At 59.5% G+C, this 23,116-nt stretch carries 21 protein-coding genes and 1 pseudogene; 16 read left to right on the top strand and 6 right to left on the bottom strand.

The genetic code is table 11. The features are described 5' to 3' along the window. Positions 1–4 precede the first annotated feature (4 nt). Together YA0848_RS11655 and YA0848_RS11650 are read left to right on the top strand one after the other, a co-directional pair. Positions 5–637 carry a 2OG-Fe(II) oxygenase gene (locus YA0848_RS11655; protein WP_047881737.1) on the top strand — a complete coding sequence of 211 codons (633 nt, stop codon included), beginning with the start codon at positions 5–7 and terminating at the stop codon, positions 635–637. A 2-nt stretch (positions 638–639) separates the two neighbouring features. Then, positions 640–1,134, top strand: coding sequence for a DUF523 domain-containing protein (locus YA0848_RS11650; RefSeq protein WP_034101344.1), 495 nt, complete (start codon positions 640–642; stop codon positions 1,132–1,134). A 36-nt stretch (positions 1,135–1,170) separates the two neighbouring features. Here YA0848_RS11650 and YA0848_RS11645 read toward each other — a convergent pair whose 3' ends face one another. Beyond that, positions 1,171–1,650, bottom strand: a complete 480-nt coding sequence (locus tag YA0848_RS11645; protein WP_034101343.1) for a transporter substrate-binding domain-containing protein — start codon at positions 1,648–1,650, stop codon at positions 1,171–1,173. A 134-nt stretch (positions 1,651–1,784) separates the two neighbouring features. On the opposite strand from YA0848_RS11645, the gene YA0848_RS11640 reads away from it, so the two are divergent. After that, a complete protein-coding gene (locus YA0848_RS11640; RefSeq protein WP_034101341.1) occupies positions 1,785–2,225 on the top strand; it encodes a DUF4399 domain-containing protein in 441 nt (146 codons plus the stop codon). A 67-nt stretch (positions 2,226–2,292) separates the two neighbouring features. Here the strand turns inward: YA0848_RS11640 and serA are convergent, their stop codons facing one another. After that, positions 2,293–3,522, bottom strand: a complete 1,230-nt coding sequence (gene serA, locus YA0848_RS11635; RefSeq protein ID WP_034101340.1) for a phosphoglycerate dehydrogenase — start codon at positions 3,520–3,522, stop codon at positions 2,293–2,295. A gap of 204 nt (positions 3,523–3,726) precedes the next feature. Here serA and YA0848_RS11630 point away from each other — a divergent pair, with 204 nt between their 5' ends. From YA0848_RS11630 to YA0848_RS11615, 4 genes are all read left to right on the top strand, one after another. Continuing rightward, the gene (locus tag YA0848_RS11630; RefSeq protein WP_034101339.1) at positions 3,727–5,121 is read left to right on the top strand and encodes an FAD-binding oxidoreductase; all 1,395 of its coding nucleotides are present in this window, start codon (positions 3,727–3,729) and stop codon (positions 5,119–5,121) included. Between the two features lie 23 nt (positions 5,122–5,144). Beyond that, positions 5,145–5,810, top strand: coding sequence for a fumarylacetoacetate hydrolase family protein (locus tag YA0848_RS11625; RefSeq protein ID WP_034101337.1), 666 nt, complete (start codon positions 5,145–5,147; stop codon positions 5,808–5,810). Positions 5,811–5,975: 165 nt separating this feature from the next. Beyond that, entirely contained in the window at positions 5,976–6,902 is a 927-nt protein-coding gene (locus YA0848_RS11620; RefSeq protein ID WP_184316003.1) for an SdiA-regulated domain-containing protein, read from the top strand. A gap of 121 nt (positions 6,903–7,023) precedes the next feature. Further along, positions 7,024–7,932 (top strand): SdiA-regulated domain-containing protein, encoded by a 909-nt coding sequence (locus tag YA0848_RS11615; RefSeq protein ID WP_198712558.1) that lies wholly within the window; start codon positions 7,024–7,026, stop codon positions 7,930–7,932. Here YA0848_RS11615 and YA0848_RS11610 read toward each other — a convergent pair whose 3' ends face one another. Both YA0848_RS11610 and rpiA read right to left on the bottom strand, forming a co-directional pair. Continuing rightward, the gene (locus YA0848_RS11610) at positions 7,933–9,879 is read right to left on the bottom strand and encodes an autotransporter domain-containing protein (RefSeq protein WP_034115400.1); all 1,947 of its coding nucleotides are present in this window, start codon (positions 9,877–9,879) and stop codon (positions 7,933–7,935) included. 264 nt (positions 9,880–10,143) lie between these two features. Then, positions 10,144–10,815: a ribose-5-phosphate isomerase RpiA gene (gene rpiA / locus YA0848_RS11605; protein ID WP_034101332.1), complete on the bottom strand. Its 672-nt coding sequence runs from the start codon at positions 10,813–10,815 to the stop codon at positions 10,144–10,146. A 137-nt stretch (positions 10,816–10,952) separates the two neighbouring features. Between rpiA and ilvA the strand changes: the two genes are divergently transcribed. Further along, entirely contained in the window at positions 10,953–12,467 is a 1,515-nt protein-coding gene (gene ilvA / locus YA0848_RS11600; protein WP_034101330.1) for a threonine ammonia-lyase, biosynthetic, read from the top strand. Positions 12,468–12,508: 41 nt separating this feature from the next. Beyond that, a complete protein-coding gene (locus YA0848_RS11595) occupies positions 12,509–12,922 on the top strand; it encodes a DUF2269 family protein (RefSeq protein WP_034101329.1) in 414 nt (137 codons plus the stop codon). A 90-nt stretch (positions 12,923–13,012) separates the two neighbouring features. Here YA0848_RS11595 and YA0848_RS11590 read toward each other — a convergent pair whose 3' ends face one another. After that, positions 13,013–13,669, bottom strand: a complete 657-nt coding sequence (locus YA0848_RS11590) for an HAD family hydrolase (protein WP_034101327.1) — start codon at positions 13,667–13,669, stop codon at positions 13,013–13,015. A 143-nt stretch (positions 13,670–13,812) separates the two neighbouring features. Between YA0848_RS11590 and YA0848_RS11585 the strand changes: the two genes are divergently transcribed. Both YA0848_RS11585 and ptsP read left to right on the top strand, forming a co-directional pair. Continuing rightward, positions 13,813–14,292, top strand: a complete 480-nt coding sequence (locus YA0848_RS11585) for an RNA pyrophosphohydrolase (RefSeq protein ID WP_003176750.1) — start codon at positions 13,813–13,815, stop codon at positions 14,290–14,292. A 22-nt stretch (positions 14,293–14,314) separates the two neighbouring features. Then, on the top strand, positions 14,315–16,594 hold the full coding sequence (gene ptsP, locus YA0848_RS11580; RefSeq protein WP_034101326.1) for a phosphoenolpyruvate--protein phosphotransferase: 2,280 nt from the start codon (positions 14,315–14,317) through the stop codon (positions 16,592–16,594). A 63-nt stretch (positions 16,595–16,657) separates the two neighbouring features. Here ptsP and YA0848_RS11575 read toward each other — a convergent pair whose 3' ends face one another. Beyond that, positions 16,658–17,404, bottom strand: a complete 747-nt coding sequence (locus YA0848_RS11575; RefSeq protein ID WP_169867601.1) for an NRDE family protein — start codon at positions 17,402–17,404, stop codon at positions 16,658–16,660. Between the two features lie 120 nt (positions 17,405–17,524). Here YA0848_RS11575 and YA0848_RS11570 point away from each other — a divergent pair, with 120 nt between their 5' ends. The 5 genes and pseudogenes from YA0848_RS11570 to YA0848_RS11550 all read left to right on the top strand — a co-directional run bounded on the left by YA0848_RS11570 (position 17,525) and on the right by YA0848_RS11550 (position 23,018). Beyond that, complete coding sequence (locus YA0848_RS11570) at positions 17,525–18,307, top strand: sulfite exporter TauE/SafE family protein (protein ID WP_034101324.1); 783 nt, start codon at positions 17,525–17,527, stop codon at positions 18,305–18,307. A gap of 65 nt (positions 18,308–18,372) precedes the next feature. Beyond that, complete coding sequence (gene lgt / locus YA0848_RS11565) at positions 18,373–19,185, top strand: prolipoprotein diacylglyceryl transferase (protein WP_034101323.1); 813 nt, start codon at positions 18,373–18,375, stop codon at positions 19,183–19,185. Positions 19,186–19,243: 58 nt separating this feature from the next. Beyond that, positions 19,244–19,837, top strand: a pseudogene (thyA, locus tag YA0848_RS11560) (thymidylate synthase); the annotation flags it as partial. A gap of 95 nt (positions 19,838–19,932) precedes the next feature. Beyond that, entirely contained in the window at positions 19,933–21,180 is a 1,248-nt protein-coding gene (locus YA0848_RS35985; protein ID WP_054895970.1) for a tyrosine-type recombinase/integrase, read from the top strand. Further along, the gene (locus tag YA0848_RS11550; protein ID WP_198731300.1) at positions 21,177–23,018 is read left to right on the top strand and encodes a site-specific integrase; all 1,842 of its coding nucleotides are present in this window, start codon (positions 21,177–21,179) and stop codon (positions 23,016–23,018) included. The genes YA0848_RS35985 and YA0848_RS11550 overlap by 4 nt, the downstream gene beginning before the upstream one ends. Positions 23,019–23,116: the final 98 nt, after the last annotated feature.

Below are 23,116 nucleotides of genomic sequence, written 5' to 3'. Positions count from 1 at the left end.
TACTATGCGCGCCATGCAAATACCCTTCGATCATCCCCTGCTGCAACGTATTGTCGACGACCTGGCCGAGAAAGGTTGGTCGCAGCAGAACGGCTTCCTGCCCCAGGCTCTGACCCTGGAACTGGCGGCTGAGTGCCGTAAACGTGCCGCCGAGGGTGAATTGGCGCCCGCGGCGGTAGGGCGCGGCCCGGCCCAGGAGATCCGCGAGGGTATTCGCGGCGACCGTATCCAATGGCTGGAGGAGGGTGACGCCGCCGTCTGCGACACCTACATGGCGGTGATGGATAGCCTGCGCCTGGCGATGAACCGGGGGCTGTTCCTCGGCCTGGAAGATTTCGAAAGCCATTTCGCCATGTACCCGCCAGGGGCGTTTTACCTCAAACATCTGGATCGCTTTCGCGATGATGACCGGCGCATGGTCTCGGCGGTGATCTACCTGAATGACGCCTGGCTGCCCGAACACGGCGGCCAGTTGCGCATGTACCTCAAGGACGACGTCGAATACGACGTGACCCCTGTCGGCGGTTGTCTGGTGGTGTTCCTGTCCGGCGTCATCCCCCACGAAGTCATGCCCGCCACGCGCGAACGGCTGTCCCTGACCGGCTGGTTCCGTCGGCGGGGCAACGAGCCGTTCTGAGCATGCACAAGATACTGATCAGCCGCTGCCTGCTCGGGCATAAGGTGCGCTACGACGGTGGGGCCAGTGGGCCGTTCGACCAATTGGCGGCTTGGCAGGCAGAAGGGCGGGTAGTGGCGGTTTGCCCGGAAGTCGCGGGCGGCTTGCCGACGCCGCGCCCGTCTGCGGAGATTCCGGGCGGGCAGGGCATCGATGTGTGGGAAGGCCGGGCCCAGGTGCTCACCGCCGCGGGCGAAGACTTCAGCGCCGCGTTCCTCGACGGCGCGCGCCAGGCATTGGCGCTGGTGCAGCGCCACGGCATCCGTATCGCTGTGCTCAAGGCCAATAGCCCCTCCTGCGGCAATCTGCTCACCTATGACGGTACGTTCACAGGCGTCAAAGTCAGCGGCGAAGGGGTCACGGCGGCGCTACTCAAGCGCCATGGCGTGCAGGTGTTCAGCGAGCTGGAGTTGCCCGAGGCTGCCGCCGCGCTGGCTCAGCTTTCAATCCCGACCTAATCAAAAAGGCGGGAGAGGGCTGCCAGCGCGTTGGCGTTACTGGGCGTCGCTTTCAAGCCACTTGTGGGACAGCGCCTTCAACCGCCCATCCGCCTTCACCCGCTCCAAGGCTTTGTCCAGGCTGGCCTTGAACGCCGGATTGCCCTTCTGGAACGGGATCGCCAGGTCAGGCGCCTGGTTATAGCTCTCGCTGAAATCGAACCGATCACGCAGCTCGGCAGTCATAGCGATATGGTTGATGGCCACGTCGTATTTGCCGCTTTCCACCCCTTGCAGCAAGTCAGTGTCATCGGTGGTGATGAAGGACGGGCGCACATCCATTTCCTTGGCCAGTTGCTCGCCCAGCTCCACTTCAAAGCCGGTGAGCTTGTCGCCCTCCTTGAAGTTGAACGGCGGGTGAGTGGCTTCAAGGGCGATGCGCAGTTCGCCGCGATCGTTCACATCGTCGATCAGTTCGGCATGGGCCAAAGGGCTCAGAAGAGGAAGCAGCAGTAACAGGCCAGGCGAAAAGCGCATGGTCACTCCTAGAGAATTCGAATGTGCGAGGCGCCGTTCAGCATCGCTTTGCTATGGTGTTGAGTGCCTTGGACAGCAATTTGCCGCGAAGTTGTCATAAACCTACAGATTTCACAGAAAAACTGGAGAAGCGAATGAAAGCCCTTTTGTCCCGTGCAACGATTGCCAGCCTGTTGCTGGGTGCCTCGATGTTGGCCAGCGCCGCCGACCTTCCACGTACGCCGGCGCCTGAAGGTGCCGAAGTGTTTATCGTCTCGCCGAAGGATGGCGCGACCGTCGACAAAACCTTCAAGGTCAAATTCGGCGTCAAGCACCTGGACCTGGAACCTATCGATAAGCAAGTGCCTAACGCCGGCCACCATCACCTGCTGGTCGATCAGGACGTGACGGCGCTTAAAGCCGACGAGGCGATCCCGGCCACCGCCACCTCGATCCACTTCGGCAAGGCGCAAACCGAAACCGAACTCACCCTGACCCCAGGCAAGCACACCTTGCAACTGGTGGCGGGCGACAACGTGCATCGCCAGTTCGAGCCAACGGTCGCCTCGAAAGTCATCACCGTTAACGTTAAGTAAGCGTTCTACGGACAAAAAAATGGGAGACCCCTGCGGGTCTCCCATTTTTTGTGCAGCGGTTAAAGCCTTAGAACAACACGCGGCTACGGATAGTGCCGTTGATGTGCTGCAGCTTCTCTTGCGCCAGGTCCGAGTACTCGGCGTCGACATCGATTACCACGTAGCCGACTTTCTCGTTGGTCTGCAGGAACTGACCGGAGATGTTGATGCCGTTTTCCGCGAAAACCTTGTTGATCTCGCTCATCACACCCGGAATGTTCTGGTGGATGTGCAACAGGCGGTGCTTGCCAGGGTGAGCCGGCAGGGCCACTTCCGGGAAGTTGACGGACGAGACCGACGTACCGTTGTCGCTGTACTTGACCAGCTTCTCGGCCACTTCCAGGCCGATGTTGGCCTGGGCTTCAGCGGTGGAACCGCCGATGTGCGGGGTGAGGATCACGTTGTCCAGGCCACGCAGCGGGCTTTCGAAGATGTCGTCGTTGGAGCGAGGTTCTACCGGGAATACGTCGATGGCGGCGCCGATCAGGTGCTTGTCCTTGATCGCGTCGGCCAGGGCGTCCAGCTCGACCACGGTGCCGCGCGCGGCGTTGATCAGGATGCCGCCTTTCTTGATGGCGCGGATTTCCTTCTCGCCGATCATCCACTGGGTCTCAGCGGTTTCCGGAACGTGCAGGGTCACGATGTCGGACATGCCCAGCAACTCGGTCAGGCTCGACACCTGAGTGGCGTTGCCCAGCGGCAGCTTGGTCAGGGTGTCGTAGAAGAACACCTGCATGCCCAGGCCTTCAGCCAGCACCGACAACTGCGTGCCGATCGAACCGTAACCGACGATGCCCAGCTTTTTGCCACGGATTTCGAAGGAATTGGCCGCGCTTTTGATCCAGCCGCCACGGTGGCAGGAAGCGTTCTTCTCCGGGATGCCGCGCAGCAACAGGATCGCCTCGGCCAACACCAGCTCCGCTACGGAACGGGTGTTGGAGTACGGTGCGTTGAACACCGCAATACCGCGCTCGCGTGCGGCGTTGAGGTCGACCTGGTTGGTGCCGATGCAGAAACAGCCGACCGCCACGAGTTTCTTGGCGTGATCGAAGATCTCTTCGGTCAACTGAGTGCGTGAGCGAATGCCGATAAAGTGCGCGTCGGCGATCTTTTCCTTGAGCTGGGCTTCCGGCAGAGAACTGGTGATGTACTCAATGCTGGTGTACCCGGCGGCTTTCAGAACGTCGACAGCCGATGGGTGGACGCCTTCCAGAAGAAGGAACTTGATCTTGCTCTTATCGAGAGAAGTCTTGCTCATCTGCGTAAACCTGTATCCCGGAGAAAAATGGCAGGGAGTCGGATCACTTAAGCTGACCCGGACGGCAGGAAAGCCGTCACCGCAGAAACGCCCTTGGGCTCTGTCCTGCGGGGGCGGTATGCTAGCATATGCGCCCCGCTAAACACCTATCCTGCGACGTGAAGCGTTCTCAGGATGACCATGAATTGTTCGAGAGTTCTGTCGATGACCCATCCTGCCCTGATTGATGAGCTAAAGACCCTGGTTGAGCCCGGCAAAGTGCTGACCGACGCCGACTCCCTGGAGGCTTACGGCAAGGATTGGACCAAGCACTTCGCCCCCGCGCCGACCGCCATCGTGTTTCCCAAGACCATCGAGCAGGTGCAGGCGGTTGTGCGTTGGGCCAATGAGCGCAAGGTGGCGCTGGTGCCGTCCGGCGGGCGTACGGGGCTGTCGGCCGCAGCCGTTGCGGCCAATGGCGAAGTGGTGGTGTCGTTCGACTATATGAACCAGATCCTCGACGTGAACCTCACCGACCGCACCGCCGTGTGCCAGCCGGGCGTGGTCACCAAGCAGTTGCAGAACGTCGCCGAAGAAAACGGCCTGTACTACCCCGTGGACTTTGCATCCTCCGGTTCCAGTCAGATTGGCGGCAATATCGGCACCAATGCCGGCGGGATCAAGGTCATTCGCTATGGTATGACCCGTAACTGGGTGGCCGGCATCAAAGTCGTCACCGGCAAGGGCGACGTGCTGGAGCTGAACCGCGACCTGATCAAGAACGCCACCGGCTATGACATGCGCCAGCTGTTTATCGGCGCCGAAGGCACTCTGGGCTTTGTGGTCGAAGCCACCATGCGCCTGGACCGTGCACCGAAGAACCTCACCGCCATGGTGCTGGGCACCACCGATTTCGACTCGATCATGCCGGTGCTGCATGCCTTCCAGGGCAAGTTGGACCTGACTGCTTTCGAATTCTTCTCCGACAAGGCCCTGGCCAAAGTCCTCGGCCGTGGCGACGTGCCGGCGCCGTTCGAAACCGAGTGCCCGTTCTACGCGCTGCTGGAATTCGAAGCCACCACCGAAGAAGTCGCCAACCATGCCCTGGAAACCTTCGAGCACTGCGTCGAGCAGGGCTGGGTGCTGGACGGCGTGATGAGCCAAAGCGAAACCCAATTGCACAACCTGTGGAAACTGCGCGAGTACATCTCCGAGACCATTTCCCACTGGACGCCTTACAAGAACGATATTTCGGTGACCGTCAGCAAAGTGCCGGCGTTCTTGAAGGAAATCGACGCGATCGTCGGTGAACACTACCCGGACTTCGAGATCGTCTGGTTCGGTCACATTGGTGACGGCAACCTGCACCTGAACATCCTCAAGCCGGAAAATCTGAGCAAGGATGAGTTCTTCGCCAAGTGCGCCACCGTCAACAAGTGGGTCTTTGAAACCGTCGAGAAATACAACGGTTCGATCTCCGCCGAGCACGGCGTGGGTATGACCAAACGCGACTACCTGACCTACAGCCGTTCGCCAGTTGAAATCGAATACATGAAAGCCGTCAAAGCGGTGTTCGACCCGAACGGGATCATGAACCCCGGCAAGATCTTCGCTGTTTAAACCGCCCCTGAAGGAGTCGTTTCATGAGCTACCAGCACAAGTATGTCGACGGCACCAATATCCACTTTCCTGTGGGGAAAGTGGTGTGTATTGGGCGCAATTACGCCGAACATGCCAAGGAACTGGATAACCCGGTGCCGACCGAACCTTTGCTGTTCATCAAGCCGGGCAGTTGCGTGGTGCCGTTGGAAGGCGGTTTCGCTATTCCCGCAGAACGTGGTTCGGTGCACTACGAGGCGGAAATCGCGGTGTTGATCGGCAAACCATTGTCGGCCAAGCCCAGCCGTGAAGAAGTGCTGGATGCCATTTCCGGCTTCGCCCCAGCGTTGGATCTGACCCTGCGCGACAAACAGGCCGAACTGAAAGCCAAGGGCCTGCCGTGGGAAATCGCCAAGTCGTTCGACGGCGCGGCGGTGATTGCACCCTTCGTGGTCGGCAGCACCTTCCCGGACCTGACCGACATCGGCATTCGCCTGACCATCAATGGCGAACTGCGCCAGGACGGTAACAGCGCGCAGATGCTCAACCCTATCGTTCCGATGATCCAGTACATGGCCGGCTGCTTCTCGCTGCAGGCGGGGGATGTGATCCTCACCGGCACCCCGGCCGGCGTAGGCCCGTTGAATGCAGGCGATGAACTGGTGCTGGAATTGCCGGGCGTAAGTCGCTTCGAAAGCGTCGTCCGCTAAGAGCGCTAGGAGGGGGGCTTACCCCCTCCTGCGTTCGGTCTGAGCATGTCTCACTAAGCGACGTTTGCATTTTTTTCACACGCGATCCGGATAATCTTCAGACCCCAGCACGCGAGCCCATTGATCCTGTGCTAATTCCCTACTCACTCCTCGGAAAAGCGCTCAATGGCCGTGCCTCTGCCCTCTGCAACATCCAAGCCCCGCTCCCGCTTCGCCCTGCGCTGGTATTCCTGGCTGTTTCTGGTTGGGGCGGTGGTGTATGGCGTGGCGTGGGCGATGCATTGGGACGATCGCGGTGTGCTGTGGGTGCTGGAGCGATTTGAAAGCCCTGCCGAGCGCAAGGAAAGTGTCTGGCTGCCGGACTATCAGGCGGTGATCGATGCCAAGGTGCTGCCGGGCATGGAAAAAGACGAAGCGTCGGACCTCACCTATAACCCACAGACCAAAACCCTGTTTTCTGTCATGGGCAAAAACGCCTTTCTTGTGGAGCTGAACCTGCAAGGCGACGTGCTGCGCAAGATGCCGCTCAACGGCTGGAGCAACCCGGAAGGCGTCACGATGCTGGAAAACGGCCTGATGGCGGTGGTCGATGAACGTCAACACACGCTGACCATCGTCAAGGTCGATGCCACGACCCAGCAGTTGAACAAAGCCGACTTTACCAGTTACGACCTGGGCCCCTCCATAGACCAGAACAAAGCGTTTGAGGCCGTAACCTGGGACAAACGCACTCAGCAACTGGTGCTCGGTGAAGAGCGTCCACCGGCATTGTTCACCTGGAAAAGCGACGGCAGCCAGACCCTGACTGGCGATAAACAAAAGCTGGCTAGCAAAGAGTTGGACATGCGCAATCTCTCGGCTCTGGCCATCGATTCGCGCACGGGCCACATGCTGGCGTTATCGGCCGATTCTCACTTATTGCTGGAGCTGGATGAAAAGGGCGAGCAGGTGAGCTTCATGACCTTGCTCGGTGGCTTCAACGGCCTCAAGGACACGATTCCGCGAGCCGAAGGGGTGACCATGGACGAGGACGGCAACCTGTACGTGGTGAGCGAGCCGAACCTGTTCTATCGTTTCGAAAAGCAGAAATAGCTGGCGAAATACGTCGGATATTTCTCTTTCAACGGCATTCGTCAGACAGTGGGGCGCGTTTAAGTTTAAATTCAGACCGGCGTGATATTTATTCGCCACTTTTTGACTTTGAGCTCGCCCAATGCGTCGACTTGCCCGCCCTAAACCTATTCTTTTGATGATTGCGCTGGTCATCGTGATCAGCGCCGTCGCTGTTGCGCAGTACTTCCGTCTCTTTGAGCGCGCCTGGTTCAACTGGCAGGCGTGGCGCCAGCCCACCAATGAGCAATCCATTGGCCTGGCGGATTACCGCGTGGTGCTGGAGGCGCAGGTGATTGAGGGGTTGGATGATGACGTGTCGGCCCTCACCTATGATCCGATCCGCAAAAGCCTGTTTACCGTGACCAATAAAAACGCCGAGCTGATCGAGCTGTCCCTGGAGGGCAAGATCCTGCGGCGTATTCCCCTGATCGGGTTTGGCGATGCCGAGGCCGTGGAGTTCATCAGCGAGAACATTTACGTCATCAGCGATGAGCGCCAGCAACGGCTGATCAAAGTACATGTGGACGATGACACCGAGTTCCTCGACGCTGCGGACGCCGAACAAATGACCTTGGGCGTGCATGTCGGCGGCAACAAGGGCTTTGAGGGCCTGGCCTATGACTCGGTAGGCAAACGTCTGTTCGTCGCCAAGGAGCGCGATCCGATGCTGATCTACGAGGTGCACGGCTTTCCTCATTTCAAACCGGAAAAAACCTACTCGGTGCATGTGATCAACAACCCCAAGCGTGACGCCGGGTTGTTTGTGCGCGACCCGTCGAGCCTGCAATACGACGAGCGCAGCGGCCATTTACTGGCGTTGTCGGATGAGTCGTTTCTGGTGCTGGAGTTGGACATCGACGGTCGTCCGTTGAGCAGTCTGTCTCTGCTCAACGGACGCCATGGTTTGAAAAAACGCGTGCCCCAGGCCGAAGGCATTGCCATGGATGACGATGGCGCGCTGTACCTGGTCAGCGAGCCGAACCTGTTCTACGTGTTCAAAAAGCCCTGATCAGAACATCCATTGCACACCCAGTGAATAGCCGGTCTGGCTGCCTTCGCTATGGCCCAGGCGGCTATTGACCTCGGCATACACCCCCAGCTGTGGGGTAATCGCCAACTGGCTGCCCAGTTGGGCGCGACCAAAATGCTTATCCACAGCGCCGAGCCGCGCGGTACGCGCCTGGCCATCGGCGCGGGCGGTCAATTGCAGATCGTCCAGGCGACCGTCGGCCAATTCCTCAACCCAGGCAATGTCGCCGTAGGGCATCAGGCTTAGGCCATGAGGCAGTGCGACGGTACCGCGTACTCGCCAACCAAGGCTGGCTTCCAGGGAGTCGAAGGATTGTTCCTCGTATTCAAGGGCGGTGCGCAGGTTTTGTTTCTCGTGGAATTTATCGATGCGTGAGTGGCTGTAGTCCAGGCCGGCGAACGGGCCGCTCTTGATTGCGCCGAGGTCAAAGTCGTAGCCGCCCAGCACCCGCGCGCCGAGCGTCAATGCGTCAGTGCTGCCGGTCAGCTGTTGATTGAGCAGGATCGGCCCACCATTGGCCTGGATCAGCAGGTTGCGCCGGCTATCGAAGCGGCTGTGGCCGATGCTCAGGTCGCCGGCCAGCCAGCTCGGCCCGCCATCGTTAAGCAGCGCATAGGCGGCAGCTTGCCAGGTGTCGCTGTCGAGTTTGCCGCGGTGCTCCAGTTTGTCGCGGCCGTTGAGGTAACTGAGGCTGGCGCCGATGTTCAGGCTCGCGCTGAGTTGGTAATCGCCCAGGGCGTGCAGGCCCACGCGCCGGGCCTCTGGGTTGGGCGCCGTGTCGAAGCCACTGTCGGGGTTGTATTCACCGTCCACGCCAATCTCGCCGTCAAAGCTGCCGACCTCGCGGCTGGCCGATTGCAAGGTCAGCCAGCGGCGATCGTGCAGGCGCACCATCGCCTGGTGCTGGCGCTGCAAGTTGTCCTGCATATTGCGCGCGACGGCGCCGCCGGAAGCGGTTGAGGCCAGCAGGTCAGCGTTGGTCAGCTCCAGCACCAAGCGGCTGAGCAGGCGCGAATAGTCGCGCAGACGCTGGTCAATGCGCGCCTGGCCGAAGGCATCAGTGAGAACCGCTTTGTTGTCTTCAGCGGGGTCGTGCCAGGTCGAGCCGCCGGGGATTTTCGGGTTATTGGTCTGGGTATAGCCGTCCAGGTCGCCCAGTTCCCAGTTAGTGGCCTCTATATAGAGGATTGGTATGTTCAGCGCTTCGAATGCTTCGCCGTCGCTGCAGCAACCGGTGCCTGTGGGGTATTGCGGGTCGAGGCCGGGGTTGGTGAACAAAGGAATATTCAATTCCTTGGCGATCTGGAAGGTGTGCTCGCGCAATGCCGCCAGTGCGGGGTTGGCGGTGCTGTTCTGGCCGGCGTGGGCGTACATCATGTCGCCGGTGATCAGACTGTCGAGGTTGATCATCGCCAGCATATTCGCGCGCTGGCTGGCGCTTAGTGAGTCAACGAACGCCCGGGAGCCGCGCAAGCCTTCTTCTTCCGCGCCGAAACCGACAACCTGCAGCCCGTTTTCCAGCTGCAGACCGCCCAGGTTCTTCGCCACTTCGGTCAGCACACTGGCGCCGGAACCGTTGTCATCCAGGCCTTGCAGGGTAGGGCGGCCAAAGTAAGTGTCGAAATGCGCGCCAATTACCACGTACTGCGGCCGAGTGCCGGCGGCGTAGGCCACTACGTTCTGCGAGGCGCGGCTGCCGTTGTTCCAGGTGAAGTCCTGACGGCTGATGGTGTAGGCCGTGCCCATCTGGCTTTGCATCCAGTCGGCCGCGCCGGCGAAATTGGCCGTGCCACGATACCGGCCGGGGTAATCGTTGATCAGCTTTTCCAGGGTGGTGTTGGCGTGCTCGCCGTATTCGTAGGCTGAGGCTTGCAGGGATACCAGGGCGCAGGTCGCGCCGATCGCGAAGGCGAGGGGCTTTATCACAGGGTCTTCCTTGAAGTGACGGAGTGGTTGAGCCGAGACCCTTTGCACAATGTGCGCCTCATTCCCTGGGCGATTGTGAATTGGCGCATTGTTAAACGGCGGGGTCGCGTGGTTGTAAGTTGTAACGGATTTGATACCAGCGACGGCATTGCATGTCGTGATTTGGCGCACGATTTTGGAGAGGGGTGCTGCGAAAGGTAGCGTTTTTGTTACATGAACAGGGCTATGGGAGGAGGCTGGCTCCGTCCCACAGTCAACCTGTGCTTAAGCCTTGAGGGTTTTCACGCCTTCAGGCGTGCCCAGCAGCAACACATCCGCCGGCCGCGCGGCGAACAAGCCATTGGTGACCACGCCGACGATGGCGTTGATCCGGGTTTCCAGCTCGACCGGGTTGGTGATCTGCATGTTGAACACATCGAGGATGATGTTGCCGTTGTCGGTCAACACGCCTTCGCGGTACACCGGGTCGCCGCCCAGCTTCACCAATTCCCGGGCTACGTGGCTGCGGGCCATGGGGATGACTTCCACCGGCAGTGGGAATGTACCGAGCACCGGCACCAGTTTGCTGGCATCGGCGATGCAGATGAAGGTCTTGGCCACGGCCGCGACGATCTTCTCGCGGGTCAGGGCTGCGCCGCCGCCTTTGATCAGGTGCAGGTGTTCGTCGCTTTCATCGGCGCCGTCGACATAGAACTCCAGGTCGCTCACGGTGTTGAGCTCATACACCGGAATGCCGTGGCCTTTGAGGCGCGCGGCGGTGGCTTCGGAGCTTGCCACGGCGCCGTCGAACGCGCCCTTGTGCTGGGCCAGCGCATCGATAAAGCAGTTGGCGGTGGAGCCGGTGCCGACGCCGACGATGCTCTTGTCGTCGAGTTTGGGAAGGATTAAATCGACGGCGGCCTGGGCCACGGCCTGTTTGAGTTGATCCTGGGTCATGCGGGCTCCGGAACGGGCGGGGAGTTATCGAGGGCGGCGAGTATACCCCAACAAAACCTCGGGATTCGTGTGGTCGTACGGCTAAAAGCCGGGTTAGACTCCTTGGCCCTGCCCAACCCGCCCAGTGATGCTTTCCGATGCTTGAACAGTACGTCAAAAAGATCCTCACCTCGCGCGTCTACGACGTTGCCGTAGAAACCCCGTTGCAGACCGCCCGCCAGCTCTCCGAGCGCTTGGGCAACAAGGTCTGGCTCAAGCGGGAAGACTTGCAGCCGGTGTTCTCGTTCAAGATTCGCGGCGCCTACAACAAGCTGACCCAACTGAGCGCCGAAGAACGTGCGCGCGGTGTGGTCACCGCCTCGGCGGGCAACCACGCCCAGGGCCTGGCCCTGGCGGCCAAGGTGCTGGGGGTCAAGGCTACTATCGTGATGCCCAAGACCACCCCCGAGATCAAGGTCGAAGGCGTGCGCTCCCGTGGCGGCAAAGTGGTGCTGCACGGCGATTCGTTCCCGGAAGCCCTGGCCTATTCGCTCAAGCTGGTCGATGAAAAAGGCTACGTCTACATTCACCCCTACGACGATCCGCACACCATTGCCGGGCAGGGCACCGTGGCGATGGAGATTCTGCGCCAGCACCCAGGGCCGCTGGACGCAATCTTCGTACCGGTGGGCGGCGGTGGCCTGATCGCGGGTATTGCGGCATACGTGAAATACCTGCGCCCGGAAATCAAGATCATCGGCGTCGAGCCGGATGACTCCAACTGCCTGCAAGCCGCGATGGCAGCGGGCGAGCGAGTGGTGCTGCCGACCGTGGGCCTGTTTGCCGATGGCGTGGCGGTGGCGCAGATCGGTCAGCACACGTTCGATATCTGCAAGGACTACGTGGATGAAGTGATCACCGTCAGCACCGACGAAATCTGTGCGGCGATCAAGGACATCTACGACGACACCCGTTCCATCACCGAGCCGGCGGGCGCGCTGGGCGTGGCGGGTATCAAGAAATACGTGGAAACCCGAGGCGTCAGCGGGCAAACCCTGGTGGCTATCGATTCCGGCGCTAACGTCAACTTCGACCGCCTGCGCCATGTGGCCGAGCGCGCCGAGCTGGGTGAAGGCCGCGAAGCGATCATCGCCGTGACCATTCCCGAGAAGCCTGGCAGCTTCAAGGCGTTCTGCGAGGCCGTGGGCAAACGCCAGATTACCGAGTTCAACTACCGCTATCACACCGGCAGCGAAGCGCACATTTTCGTCGGTGTGCAGACGCATCCGGAAAGCGACCCGCGCAGCGCCTTGATCGCCAGCCTCACCCAGCAGGGTTTTCCGGTGCTGGACCTGACCGAGAACGAATTGGCCAAGTTGCACATCCGCCATATGGTCGGTGGGCATGCGGCCAAGGTGAGCGATGAAGTGGTGTTGCGCTTCGAGTTTCCGGAGCGGCCGGGGGCCTTGTTCAACTTTCTTAACAAATTGGGCGGGCGCTGGAACATCTCAATGTTTCACTATCGCAACCACGGCGCGGCGGATGGCCGTGTGGTGGCCGGCCTGCAAGTGCCGGCGAACGAACGTCACCTGGTACCGGCGGCCCTGGCGGAAATCGGTTACCCGTACTGGGACGAAAGCGATAACCCGGCCTACAAACTGTTCCTCGGTTGAGCGACTACGCTGATTGGGGCGGCCTTTAAGGAATACGACACATGCAAACCCTGATCACCCTCAAAGTTATCCACATTGCGGCCACTGCGGTGTTGTTGCTCTGCGGCCTGGGCCTGGCGCTGTTGGCCTGGCGCAAACGCAGCGCCGGTCCGGCGGTGGTCGTGCAGCGCCCTTGGGCGTTCGTATGGTTGCTGATGGGGGTTTGCCTGCTCAGCATGCCATTTACCGGCTGGTGGCTGGTGCACCTGGTGGGCTGGCCGTTGGGGCAGACCTGGATTCTGGGCTCCAGCCTGCTCTACACCGTGGCGGCGCTGGCCTGGTTCTGGCTGGTGGCGCGGCTCAACCGGTTGCGCAAGGGCGAGGGCGGTAGCCTGAATTTCACTTTGGTGCTAGCGGTGGTCAGCCTGGTGGGGTTTGTGGCGATTGCCGGGTTGATGGGGGCCAAGCCGGTTTAACCCGTTGGATCGTGTCGCCTGTATCGGGGGCAAGCCCCCTCCCACATTTAACCGAGTCCTTGTGGGAGGGGGCTTGCCCCGATAGCGCTATCAGCTACGCAGGGTAATCACCGGCCAACCCCGCTTCTCGGCTTCGGCGCGCAAATTCGGGTCCGGGTCGACCGCCACCGGGTTCGCCACCTGCTCCAACAGCGGCAAGTCGTTCATCGAGTCGCTATAGAAGTAACTGTCTTCCAGGCTATGCCCGGTCTCTTCCAGCCAACGATTCAAGCGCGTCACCTTGCCTTCACGGAAACACGGCACATCCGTGCTGCGTCCGGTATAGCGGCCGTTTTCCATCTCGCATTCAGTGGCGATCAGGGTGTCCACGCCCAGGCGTGCGGCAATCGGCGCCGTGACGAAACGGTTGGTGGCGGTGATGATCACTAACTTGTCGCCGGCGTCGCGGTGCTTGGCCAGCAGTTCGGAGGCGCGTGGCAGCATGATCGGTTCTATGCAGTCGCGCATGTAGTCGTTATGCCAGGCGTCCAGCTGGGCCATCTCGGTGCGGCCGAGGATTTCCAGGCAGAAGTTCAGGTAAGCGGCATTGTCCAGTTGGCCGGCCAGGTAATCCTGGTAGAACTCGTCGTTGCGAGCCTTGTAGGCCACCGGGTCGAGAATCCCGCGTTCACACAGGTAATCGCCCCAGGCGTGGTCGCTGTCACCGCCGAGAAGGGTGTTGTCCAAGTCGAATAAAGCCAGGCGCATTGCAGTTACTCGCTGAAATGTCTGTAAAAAGGCGTCCAGAATACGGTCTTTTCACAAGAGTGCACATAAGCTAAGAAGCCTCGTTGCCGCTTGCGCAAGCTTTGTGGAACAATGCGGCGACATGCGTTTGCGAGGTTGTTGCCGTGATCGACCCCGATGGTTTCCGTCCAAATGTCGGGATTATTCTTACGAATGATGCCGGACAGGTGCTATGGGCTCGCCGAATCAACCAAGATGCCTGGCAGTTTCCTCAGGGCGGAATCAACCCCGACGAAACCCCTGAAGACGCCTTGTACCGTGAGTTGAACGAAGAAGTCGGCCTTGAGCGCGAAGATGTGCAAATTCTGGCCTGTACCCGTGGCTGGTTGCGCTATCGTTTGCCGCAACGCCTGGTGCGTACCCACAGCCAACCGCTGTGCATCGGCCAGAAGCAGAAATGGTTTCTCCTGCGCCTGATCTCCAATGAGCAGCGGGTGCGGATGGATTTGACCGGTAAACCGGAGTTCGATGGCTGGCGTTGGGTCAGTTATTGGTACCCGCTGGGCCAGGTGGTGACATTCAAGCGCGAAGTTTATCGTCGCGCTCTCAAAGAGCTTGCCCCGCGCCTTTTAGCGCGCGACTGACGACGGAGTTCGACCCCGAGCCATGCTCAATACGCTGCGCAAGATCGTCCAGGAAGTTAACTCCGCCAAGGATCTCAAGGCGGCGTTGGGGATTATTGTGTTGCGCGTCAAGGAAGCCATGGGCAGCCAGGTCTGCTCGGTTTACCTGCTGGACCCCGAGACCAACCGTTTTGTGCTGATGGCCACCGAGGGCTTGAACAAGCGCTCCATCGGCAAGGTCAGCATGGCGCCCAATGAAGGTCTGGTTGGCTTGGTGGGGACGCGTGAAGAACCCCTGAACCTTGAACATGCGGCCGATCACCCGCGTTATCGCTACTTTGCCGAAACCGGCGAAGAGCGCTACGCCTCATTTCTCGGCGCACCCATCATTCACCACCGCCGCGTTGTCGGCGTGCTGGTCATTCAACAGAAAGAACGCCGCCAGTTCGACGAAGGTGAAGAAGCCTTCCTCGTGACCATGAGCGCGCAATTGGCCGGGGTTATCGCCCACGCCGAGGCCACCGGTTCCATCCGTGGCCTGGGCCGTCAGGGCAAGGGTATTCAGGAAGCCAAGTTCGTCGGGGTGCCGGGTTCGCCAGGTGCTGCTGTGGGTACGGCGGTGGTCATGCTGCCGCCGGCCGACCTCGATGTGGTGCCGGACAAAACCATCACTGACATCGACGCCGAAATCAAACTGTTCAAGACCGCCCTCGAAGGCGTGCGCGCCGACATGCGCAACCTCTCGAACAAACTGGCCACCCAATTGCGCCCCGAAGAGCGGGCGCTGTTCGAGGTGTACCAGATGATGCTTGACGACGCGTCCCTCGGGAACGAAGTCAAGACCGTGATCAAGACCGGCCAATGGGCCCAGGGCGCGTTGCGTCAGGTGGTCAGCGATCACGTCAACCGTTTTGAAATGATGGACGACGCCTACCTGCGCGAGCGCGCCTCGGATGTGCGTGACCTCGGTCGCCGTCTGCTGGCCTACTTGCAGGAAGATCGCAGCACCAACCTGGTCTACCCCGACAACACCATCCTGATCAGTGAAGAACTGACCGCCACCATGCTCGGCGAAGTACCGGAAGGCAAACTGGTGGGCCTGGTGTCGGTACTCGGTTCGGGTAACTCCCACGTCGCGATCCTGGCCCGCGCCATGGGCATTCCGACGGTGATGGGCCTGGTGGACCTGCCGTATTCCAAAGTCGACGGCATCGACATGATCGTCGACGGCCATCGCGGCGAAGTCTTTACCAACCCCAGCGAAGTGCTGCGCAAGCAATATGCCGAGGTGGTGGAAGAAGAGAAGCAATTGGCGCTGGGCCTCGATTCCCTGCGCGAGTTGCCGTGTGTGACCCTCGACGGCCACCGCGTGCCGCTGCTGGTCAACACGGGCTTGCTGGCCGACGTGGCCCGCGCACAACAGCGAGGCGCCGAAGGCGTGGGGCTGTACCGCACCGAAGTGCCGTTCATGATCAACCAGCGTTTCCCGAGCGAGAAGGAACAGCTGGCGATCTATCGTGAGCAGTTGGCGGCGTTCCACCCGTTGCCGGTGACCATGCGCAGCCTGGATATCGGCGGCGACAAGTCGTTGTCGTACTTCCCGATCAAGGAAGACAACCCGTTCCTCGGCTGGCGCGGTATTCGCGTGACCCTCGACCATCCCGAGATTTTCCTGGTGCAGACCCGCGCCATGCTCAAGGCCAGCGAGGGCCTGAACAACCTGCGTATTCTGTTGCCGATGATCTCCGGCACCCACGAGCTGGAAGAAGCGTTGCACCTGATCCACCGGGCCTGGGGTGAAGTGCGCGACGAAGGCGCCGACGTACCGATGCCGCCGATTGGCGTGATGATCGAAATCCCGGCAGCGGTGTATCAAGCCAAGGAGCTGGCGCGGCAGGTGGACTTCCTGTCGGTAGGCTCCAACGATCTGACTCAGTACTTGCTGGCCGTGGACCGCAACAACCCTCGGGTTGCCGACCTGTACGACTACCTGCACCCGGCCGTGCTGCAAGCCTTGCAGCATGTGGTTCGCGACGCCCATGCCGAAGGCAAACCAGTGAGTATCTGCGGCGAAATGGCCGGCGACCCGGCAGCGGCAGTGCTGTTGATGGCGATGGGTTTTGACAGCTTGTCGATGAACGCCACCAACCTGCCGAAAGTGAAGTGGCTGCTGCGCCAGGTCAACCTGAGCATGGCCAAGGATCTGCTGGCGGAGGTGATGACCATCGACAACCCGCAAGTTATCCACAGCTCGCTGCAATTGGCCCTGAAAAACCTGGGGCTGACGCGGATGATCAATCCGGCTTCGGCGAAAACCCTATAACGCTGACACCGATCAGAATTGTGAGAGGGGCTTGCTCCCTCCCACATCGGCGTTGTGGTGTGGCTAGAGGTTGATCTCCACTTCGCCCAGCCGCCCGCCCTCGGGCCCGAAACTACGCTCCACCATCCACCGTGTGCCGTCGGCATTCACGATCAATGCTGTGCTGGCTCGGGTCCCATAAGTAGGGCTGGCGATAAACACGCTCGACAACAGGCTTTCAGTCGCCAGCCCCACGCCGGTATCCGGCAACTCGGCGAACGGCGCGGTCTGCGGATCACTCAACAACGCCAGCAAGGTATGCGGGTGCGGATCATCCAGCGCCTGGCTTAACGCTGCCTTGGCCTTGAGCAGCTTCGGCCACGGCGTATCCAACCCGGCATTGGACAACCCATACACTCCCGCCTCCAACCGGGCAGGCTCGGTGTGATTGGCGTTGTAATGCCACATCTCTTCCCGCGTCCCCACCAGCAGGTTGAAGCCGGCATATTCGATGGATCGGCCATTTACTTCGGCTAAATACTCGTCAATCGGCAGCGAACCACTGAGAAACCGCGCCACCAGCTCGCCGCGGGACTTACGCGCCGGCGGCTGGTGCGGATCGCGGATATTGGTCAGTGCCGCAAACCGCCCATCGGCACTCACTCCCAGCCAGGTGCCGCCGGCTTCCTGATCGCGGCCGGCATACACGTGAGGCGCATCCGGCCACTGGGCCAGCGGCAGCGTAGGGCGGGCGTAGAACTCATCGCGGTTGGCCGCGACGATCAGCGGCTGGGCATGACCCGGCCGCCAGGCGAAAACGATCAAGCACATCAGGCGATCCCTTTTGTGTTTTTTGCCACTCTACTCACTCAAGCAGAAGCGTTCCATCGTCTCCAGTTGGGTCGCATGCCTTCCATCCGTTAACATGCCGGACTTGTTTCGGGGGCTCCCATGGAATTTCTGCTGTATCTGGTGCTTGGCGCCTGTGCGGGCGTGCTCGCCGGGCTGTTCGGTGTGGGCGGCGGGATCATCATCGTGCCGGTGCTGGTGTTCAGCTTCACCTTGCAGGGCTTCGACCCGCAGGTACTGACGCACTTGGCGGTGGGAACGTCCCTGGCGACTATCATCTTTACCTCGGTCAATGCCGTGCGCGAGCACCATCGGCGTGGCGCGGTGCGCTGGCCGATCTTTGTGTGGATGACCGTCGGCATCTTGATCGGCGCCGGTTTTGGCGCGCTGACCGCCGAGGCGATTTCCGGGCCGCACTTGCAGAAGATCATCGGCGTGTTTGCCCTGCTGGTGGCGCTGCAACTGGGCCTGGACGTCAAGCCGAAGGCCAGTCGAACGGTGCCGGGCAAGGTCGGTCTGACCCTGGCCGGCACTGTGATCGGCTGGGCCTCGGCGATTTTCGGGATTGGCGGCGGCTCGCTGACCGTGCCATTCCTGACCTGGCGCAGCGTGCCGATGCAGCAGGCAGTGGCGACGTCGTCGGCCTGCGGCCTGCCGATTGCGCTGGCCAGTGCATTAAGTTTCATGATTCTGGGCTGGCATGATCCGCTGTTGCCCGCTCATAGTCTGGGGTTCGTGTATTTGCCGGCCCTGCTGGGCATTGCCCTGACCAGCATGGTGTTCGCGCGCTTCGGTGCACGCCTGGCGCACCGGCTGTCGCCCCGCCTGCTCAAGCGGCTGTTTGCCGGATTGCTATTGTGCGTCGGTTTGAATTTTTTGCTGTAACGAAGGCTTAATCGCGCCCGGGCATGGTCCGGACGCCATAACGAATGATTTAACGAGGAGTCGCAATGCTGCCTTACCCGCAGATCGACCCGGTGGCCCTGGCCATCGGTCCGCTGAAAATCCACTGGTACGGGTTGATGTACCTGATCGGCATCGGCGGCGCGTGGTTGCTGGCGTCTCGGCGCCTGAACCGTTTCGACCCAACCTGGACCAAGGAGAAACTCTCCGACATGGTGTTCTGGTTGTCGATGGGGGTGATCGTCGGCGGACGCCTGGGGTATGTGCTGTTTTACGATTTGTCGGCGTATATCGCCAACCCGATGCTGATTTTCGAAGTGTGGAAGGGCGGCATGGCGTTCCACGGCGGCTTTATCGGCGTGATGATCGCGGCCTGGTGGTTCGGTCGGCGCAACGGCAAGTCGTTCTTCCAATTGATGGACTTTGTCGCGCCGCTGGTGCCGATCGGCCTGGGCGCCGGGCGCATCGGTAACTTTATCAACGCCGAGTTGTGGGGCAAGCCGACCGACGTGCCGTGGGCCATGGTATTCCCGCCGTTCAGCGACCCGGCCCAGTTACCGCGCCATCCGTCGCAGCTGTACCAGTTCGCCTTGGAAGGCGTGGCACTGTTCCTGATTCTGTATATCTTCTCGCGCAAACCGCGCCCGACCATGGCCGTGTCCGGCATGTTCGCGCTGTTCTACGGGATCTTCCGGTTTATCGTCGAATTCGTACGGGTGCCGGATGCGCAGCTGGGTTACCTGGCGTGGGGCTGGCTGACCATGGGCCAGATCCTCAGCCTGCCGATGATCCTGGTCGGCCTGGGCCTGCTGTGGTGGGCGTACAATCGCCCGCAGCCGCTGAAGAACACCGCGCTTTAAATTCGAACGCCTGGGCCCAGCCGCGCTGGGCCCAGGCTTCAACGAAACGGGTATCCACATGAAGCAATATCTCGAACTGCTGCACGACGTCGTGACCAATGGCCTGACCAAGGGCGACCGCACCGGCACCGGCACCAAGGCCGTGTTCGCTCGCCAGTATCGGCATAACCTGGCCGACGGCTTCCCGCTGCTGACCACCAAGAAGCTGCACTTCAAAAGCATCGCCAACGAGTTGATCTGGATGTTGAGCGGCAACACCAACATCAAATGGCTCAATGAAAACGGCGTGCGCATCTGGGACGAATGGGCCACCGAAGACGGCGACCTGGGCCCGGTCTACGGCGAGCAATGGACCGCCTGGCCGACCAAGGACGGCGGCACGATCAATCAGATCGACTATATGGTTCACACCCTTAAGACCAACCCCAACAGCCGTCGCATCCTGTTCCACGGCTGGAACGTCGAGTACCTGCCCGACGAAACCAAGAGCCCCCAGGAAAACGCGCGCAACGGCAAGCAAGCCCTGCCGCCGTGCCATCTGCTGTATCAGGCGTTCGTGCATGACGGTCACCTGTCGATGCAGTTGTATATCCGCAGCTCCGACGTGTTCCTTTTATGCCCCCGAGAAGAAACTGCACAGTACGTAATGACTGCGTAACCCAGTAAGCCTTCCAAGCCTGTTTATTGTGCCCCATATCAAAATGCACATTGTGTATAGTACGGGCCGCTTTGAAAAGGAAGGAAGAAGTGAAGGTAATCGCGGTACGGGGCAACCCCCTAGATCTCAGTGAGTCCCCGACCAGGCGGGACGACACCCTTGATGAGCATCAAGCTCAAGAAACCTTGAAGGTCACAGGAGCAGCCGTCTTTGATGACGATGAGCGCCTGATGCCTCTAATGTCCGGCTTCCTCTCCCAGCAACTCCAAGCTGCGCTGATAGCTGAGCAGACCGCCATGACCTTTGGCCGGAACCTTGGTTATGTCCATGAGTACCTGAGCAGCCGCCGTGAGTTCGCTAGCTGTGAGCGGGATTCCGCTTACCTGGAGATCCGTACCCACGTTATCCAAGAATACTTTGCGCACCTGCGCGAGGTTGAGGGGATCTCGAAGAAGACTGTCCGCAATCGAGATTCATCGCTCATGGCCTTCTTCAACAAGTCGCTTTGTAATTGGGTGGACGATGTCCCTCCTCCTCGAAAAGAAGCTAACCCGTATGCGGGTGGGCTGCTGTCTCCGCGTCCAAACAAGAATCTGGTGGTGGCCTGTTCCCTGGACGACCTCTTACAGCTAATCCTTGCCACCGAGAGCGAGCGTGAGCGGTGCCTCCTTCAGTTCATGTATGACGCAGGCATTCGCCGCTCGGAAGTCCCTCGCGTGACCCTGAGGGCGATTGATGACGCTCTTCGCTTCCAAGACACCATGTTCATTTCACCCGGTGCCTCTGTCGCGGTGAATGCCGACTATTGTCCCCTTCGTATCGATGGGAGTAAGGGGCCCGCTGATTCCTTCAAGCCTCGCGATACCTTGGTGAGCAGGGCAACGTTGCTTCGCATAAAGAAGTACCACGCCTCTCCGCTGTACAAGATGCACAAGCGCCAGTTCGGCAGCTCCGAGACCACTCCTGCATTCCTGAATGCTGAGGGTGGCGAGTTCACAGCGCGCTCCGTCTCCAAGCTCCTTGAGCGCACCTCGAAGCGTGCCTTGAATCTTATGAAGATCAACAGAATGATCTCCCCGCATAAGCTGCGTCATGGGAATGCTTATGCCCTGCTCCGCACGCCGGATATTGGCACGAGCTACCTTGACCGGCTGGTAGCCGTACAAAAAACGTTGGGGCATTCCCGGCTCAAGACAGCCGAAACTTACACACAGATTCCTCACGACATCTATCAGAAGCTTGTTCGCCCTGGGACTGAGACCAAAACAAAGGCCGGCGAGATGGCTGAGCTCGCCGACCGGACGCGCCTGAGAATTGATGCGGGAGATATGAAATGAGTAGTCGGTTAACGGGCTCGCAGGTAGACGCGACCATTGAGTCCTTTGTTGCCCTAGCTACTGATGATCGAGAGTCGTTGCTTCAGATCTGCTTGAGCAAAAATGCCGAATTGGCGGTGTCTGCTGGGTATGTGATCGAACAAACCGGCTTGAGTGCCTCGACGGTCAAGAATAAAGCTTCGCTTTTTCAGCCCATCCTGGATGCGATGGCAGATGAGGGGATCATTGTCTCAGGTCATCCTTCGGGCGCTTGCGAATGGCGCCGCAGGCTTCTTGCCTGGTATGAGGGCATGCCTAAAGAACAGAAGCTAGCGATTCCGGTGGCGGCGAACACCATTCGATATCGAGGTTATTTGAGTGATGTTCCTGAATTGGTAGGCTTCCCCTCTGCCAGGGCGAAATATGAGTTGGTGCGGTCTACGTTCGAGGAGATCCTTGAAGACCTCAGAGCGCTGGGAGTTCTAGATAGGGAGTATCAAACAGTCGTCGAGCGCGTCGCGTCGAAAAAGCCCGTCGAGCTAACGGAAGCGGGGAAGTTGAAGGCAGCCTTCAAGTCACTTCGTTCGGTCTCCATTTATGGGCTATCTGATGTCATGTCAGTAGAGCCGGAGCGTCCATTTATTCACCTGCTCCATGTGTTCAGCGCTGCGTCGATGAACGCCAGCAGTGAATCGGGTCAGGCAAACTTTATCGAAGCGTTTAAGTACTTTCGAGACTATCTGAAGGTGGCGGAATTCACAGGGCTGGAAGATCTTCGTGAGCTGGTAAGCGTCTATGCTTTGCCCAAGTTTCGGGTATATCTTCAAGAAAAAATTATTGAGCGCGTGTTGTCGACAAACCATTGCAACACGCTGATGAGCTCGGCCCGGAAAATGATGGAGCGTGCACTTCAGATTAATGGGCTAGGGCTGACGACCTTCATGGCTGCCCAAGGCTTCGACCCAGAGCGAGAAACTGATCAATACAAGCCTTACTCTGCTCCAGTACGTGCTCGCATTGCCGAAGCCATCCTTGAAGAGATTGCGGAGACTAACCGTCTGGCACAGCCGTATGTTCTGAGCCATGTAGGGGAGGATCCCGTTGCGCCTAATGGCAAGATTCGGCGTGGGTGTGCCACTATTGAAAACGCCCGCTGGATCTTTGAGAACAAACTCAATTGCAAGCCTTTGGGTTTCAAGTCGGCCAATCGTGAAGATGCTTATGAAAAGGCTTTCATTACAATTATCCAAAGTTCCGAATTGTCGATCTTTGATATCTATAAAGAATGGGGTGTTCTCTATCAGATTGACAGCCGGGTGCTAGCACCCTATGTGATCCGGCTCGCCCAGGTTACTGGCATGAACGCTGATTCGTTGTTGGGTCTCGATCTCGATGACTTTATCGAACGTCACGATCTAACCGATCGGCCTTGCTTGCTGTATTGGAAAGAGCGATCAGATGGCGAGAAGATGTACCATCTTGATTTGTTTCATGCCGAGATTTCGTGGCTTACAACTTCTCAGGGGCGCGCAGTAAAACAGGTGTTTGATGACATTAAATTCTTGACCCGTAATCTTCGCGCTGAAGCTCAGCCTGAAGTTGAGAATAAGTTATTCATCTATCGCTCAAGCTCTCCCAGAAAGTTCGGGGTGGTTGACTCCATTGAGAATTCTTCCGGCAATATGATTAATAAGATCATGAAGGGTTTCTCTGAAGATCGGGGGTTGCTTGATGAAGAGGGCAACCCATTGCCATTGTCGGCCTCTCGGTTTCGACCAAGTTTTGTGAGTGAGTTGATTGAGCGCGGTGTGTCTCCTCGGGAGATTCAAGTGATGTTAGGGGGCGGCCGCAAAAACTGAGTGCAACACCTGACCTTTCCGGTACGGTGTTGCCCCATGTCCTATTCCGAACTCAGCGTCGAAGAGCGCGCCGCCATTCAACTCGGTGAAGCCCAAGG

Origin of the sequence: Pseudomonas sp. S4_EA_1b (assembly GCF_016307435.1) — a bacterium.
Lineage (GTDB): Bacteria > Pseudomonadota > Gammaproteobacteria > Pseudomonadales > Pseudomonadaceae > Aquipseudomonas > Aquipseudomonas rhodesiae.
The sequence above is the reverse complement of the archived record's forward strand: the minus strand, read 5'-3'. Positions and strand labels throughout refer to the sequence as shown.